Annotated in this window: 2 protein-coding genes; both read left to right on the forward strand. The window is 61.3% G+C overall.

The features are described from left to right. Positions 1–220: 220 nt before the first annotated feature. Complete coding sequence (yedE, locus tag V6C07_RS01580; protein WP_333534642.1) at positions 221–1,315, forward strand: YedE family putative selenium transporter; 1,095 nt, start codon at positions 221–223, stop codon at positions 1,313–1,315. Next, positions 1,315–1,530 carry a sulfurtransferase TusA family protein gene (locus V6C07_RS01585; RefSeq protein ID WP_333534643.1) on the forward strand — a complete coding sequence of 72 codons (216 nt, stop codon included), beginning with the start codon at positions 1,315–1,317 and terminating at the stop codon, positions 1,528–1,530. Before yedE ends, V6C07_RS01585 begins: the two co-directional genes overlap by 1 nt. The last annotated feature ends 30 nt before the right edge of the window (positions 1,531–1,560 follow it).

Raw genomic sequence — 1,560 nt, forward strand, 5'->3', positions numbered from 1 at the left:
GGCCCGCGCGGCGCAACAGCAAGGAGCGCACATGCCCAAGCGCAAGACCTGACGCAAGCCCACAGGCTTCACGGTGTGGAGTATATGCGGGCGGCGGCGCGTTCTGAGCCTTGGGGGCATGGCGCGACAACCCTGACAAAACGGTAATCCTCCGTCCGCGTAAAGCGGCCATACTGGCCGTCTACGCAACGGGCGTACGCCCGCAAACAGGAGGAAAGCCATGAAACAGGGCTTCAACATTCTTTCCACCACCACGGGCATCATCGTGGTCGGCCTTATTTTCGGCGTATTGGCCGTATTGCTGCAACAGGCGGGCAATCCGGGCAATATGGGCATATGCGTCGTCTGCTTTAACCGCGACATTGCCGGGGCCGTGGGCCTGCACAGGGCTGACCTTGTGCAGTATCTGCGCCCGGAAATAATGGGCATGGCGCTGGGCGCTTTTGCGGCGGCCATGCTTTTTGGCGAGTACAAGCCGCGCGGCGGATCCGCGCCGATCATCCGCTTTTTTCTCGGCGCCATTGCGGGCATAGGCGCACTGGTTTTTCTGGGCTGCCCCTGGCGCGTCATTCTGCGTCTGGCCGGCGGCGACGCTCATGCCCTTTTCGGCCTGGCGGGCCTCATCGTGGGCGTTGGCATAGGCACGGTCTTTTTTCGCATGGGCTTTTCCCTGGGCCGCAGCCAGGGCCAGGGGAAAATCTCTGGGCTTCTGCTGCCCGCGCTCATGATCGCCCTTGTGGCCCTGTACCTTGCCGATCCGCAGATAATGGGCGAACTTAAAAGCGGCGTGCTTTTCTACTCCGTCAAGGGGCCCGGCTCACAACACGCGCCGTTCATCTTTTCCCTGTGCGCCGGACTGGCTGTAGGCTTTCTGGCCCAACGCAGCCGCTTCTGCACCATGGGCGCCCTGCGCGACGTCATCCTGTTCAACCAGTGGTTTCTGGCCCTGGGCTTTATTGCCATGTTCGCGGCGGCTCTGGTCATGAATATCAGCTTCGGTTCCTTCCACTGGGGATTTGAAAACCAGCCCGTCTCACAGCCCAATGACCTGTGGAACTTTATGGGCATGGTTACGGCGGGCCTTGCCTTTGCCCTTGCCGGCGGTTGCCCCGGACGGCAGCTCTTTATGGCGGGCGAAGGCGACAACGACGCCTCTGTCTTTGTCATGGGCCTCATCGTCGGTACAGCCATGGCCCACAACTTCGGCATGGCCTCAAGCCCCGCCGGCATCGGTCCTCACGGCATGGCCGCCACCCTGGCTGGTCTTGGAATTTGCCTGTGCATAGGATTTTATAACTGCAAGCGAGGCGCGTAATGTCTGTACTTATAGATACCCGCGGTCTTTCCTGCCCGCAGCCGGTGCTTCTTTTTCTCAATGCCGCCAAAACCGGCAACGGTCCCTTCAGCGTACTCGTCGACAACGACGCAAGCCGCGAAAACGTCAGCCGCGCGGCCCGCAACCGGGGCTTCAGCGTGGACTCGACCGATGAGGGGCAGGGCGTCACAAAACTGGAACTGCACAAGGACTGACGCCGGGGCTTTTCTGGGCGCCAGACCGTA

Source organism: Desulfovibrio sp. 1214_IL3152 (genome assembly GCF_036763055.1).
GTDB lineage: Bacteria > Desulfobacterota > Desulfovibrionia > Desulfovibrionales > Desulfovibrionaceae > Desulfovibrio.

What these genes read in the sequence shown, in the direction of transcription:
- V6C07_RS01585 (WP_333534643.1), top strand. Translation starts at nt 1,315, where the DNA reads ATGTCTGTACTTATAGATACCCGCGGTCTTTCCTGCCCGCAGCCGGTG.
- yedE (WP_333534642.1), top strand. Translation starts at nt 221, where the DNA reads ATGAAACAGGGCTTCAACATTCTTTCCACCACCACGGGCATCATCGTG.